A 1,711-nucleotide genomic window follows, 5' to 3' on the forward strand; every position below is an offset into this window, starting at 1 on the left:
GCGGCGGCGTGGACCTCCTCGCCGGTCGCGCCCGGCTCGACCGCGTCGAGCGCGGCGTCCAGCGCGCGCTCGGTGAGGTCGTACCACTCGCGGAGCCGCTCGCCCGGCTCGCCGACGCAGAACGTCCGCGTCATGTCGGCGTTGTACTTCGTCGCCTTCGAGCGGGGGAAGACGTCGACGATGACCGCCTCGCCAGCCCGGAGCGGGCCGGAGCCGCGGTCGTGCGGGTCCGCGGCCTGCGCGCCGCCGGCGACGATCGTCTCGTCGAGCGCGCAGCCGTGCCGGAGCAGCGTCACCTCGATCTCCTCGGCCACGCGCTCGCTGGTGAGCGGCTCGCCCCCGCGGACGGCGTCGAGCCCGGCACCCTCCTCCGCGGCCACGTCGGCGCCGGCGATCAGGTCCTCGGCGGCCCGCATCGCGGCCTCGTTCGCCTTCTGCGCCTCGCGGATCGCGTCGACCTCGTCGTCGGTCTTCACCGCCCGCACGTCCCGGAGCCGGTCGTCGGCGTCGACGGTCACCTCGATGCCGCGGTCGCGGAGGGCGTCGGCGGTGCCGACCGGCCCCCGCGGCGGCATCGAGACGGACTCGACGCCCTTGTCGCGGACGAACTCGGCGTACATGTCGTTGCGGGCCTCGCGGCCGCCGTACTCGTAGTCGTAGGCGGCGTGTCGCTCCACCGTGTCGGCCGCCGCCTCGGCGGTCGCCCGACCGTACTCCAGCCCGCTGACGAGGACGTGGACCTCCCCGTCGGCGTACAGCGTCAGGAACGGGTCGGGGCCGGTGAACCCGGAGAGGTACAGCTGGTTGGCGTCGTCCTGCGAGGCGTCGAGGAGGTAGCCGTCGGTGTCGAGGTCGGCGAGGCGGTCGTCGAGCCGCGTTCGGTTCATACGTCTCCCTGCTCGGGCGACGGTCAAAGCGGTTGCCCTCGCGGAACCGCGGGGAGGCTCGCGACGCCCGAGCGCTCGCGAAACGCCTATATATTAACTCCCGCTCTCAGGCCGTCGGTCTCGCTCTCCGGTCGGTCCGACTTCTACCGTCTCGAATTCCGAATTGTACAGGGTTGTACACGCCGTTTTCGGGCGCGTCTCTGAGGCGCTGATCACACGAACATTTAAGTATTTGGCTCACTTACCCGAAGGTGAGGAAAACACCGAGAATCGTCTCTCGGTTTCGTTGTTCCCTCCACGCACCAAACCAATGAGCGAGAACCTTCGAACGTACACGGCAGAGACCGTCGACGACGAGAGCGAGACCGAGTCGGAGAGTCAAGAGGAGGAGCTGCGGTGCCCCGAGTGCGGCGGCCAGCTCGCGACCGACACGGAGCACGGCGAGACGGTCTGTGTCGACTGCGGGCTCGTCGTCGAGGAGGACGAGATCGACCGCGGGCCGGAGTGGCGCGCCTTCGACTCCAAGGAGAAGGACAGCAAGTCGCGCGTCGGCGCCCCGACGACGAACATGATGCACGACAAGGGGCTCTCGACGAACATCGGCTGGCAGGACAAGGACGCCTACGGCAAGTCGCTGTCCAGCCGCCAGCGCGAGAAGATGCAGCGGCTGCGGACGTGGAACGAGCGGTTCCGCACGCGCGACTCCAAGGAGCGCAATCTCAAGCAGGCGCTCGGCGAGATCGACCGCATGGCCAGCGCCCTCGGCCTCCCCGACAACGTCCGCGAGACCGCGAGCGTCATCTACCGCCGCGCGCTCGACGAGG

The 1,711-nt window shown here is 69.7% G+C and carries 2 protein-coding genes; one reads left to right on the forward strand and one right to left on the reverse strand.

The annotated features are described in order from the left end of the window. A partial coding sequence (locus tag B9G38_RS17010) for a Xaa-Pro peptidase family protein (RefSeq protein ID WP_086221151.1) occupies window positions 1-887 on the reverse strand: 887 nt, incomplete at its 3' end. 310 nt (window positions 888-1,197) lie between these two features. Here B9G38_RS17010 and B9G38_RS17015 point away from each other — a divergent pair. Further along, window positions 1,198-1,711, forward strand: a 514-nt coding sequence (locus B9G38_RS17015; RefSeq protein ID WP_303646252.1) for a transcription initiation factor IIB family protein, incomplete at its 3' end; no start/stop codon positions are given.

This window comes from Halorubrum sp. SD612, from assembly GCF_002135005.1.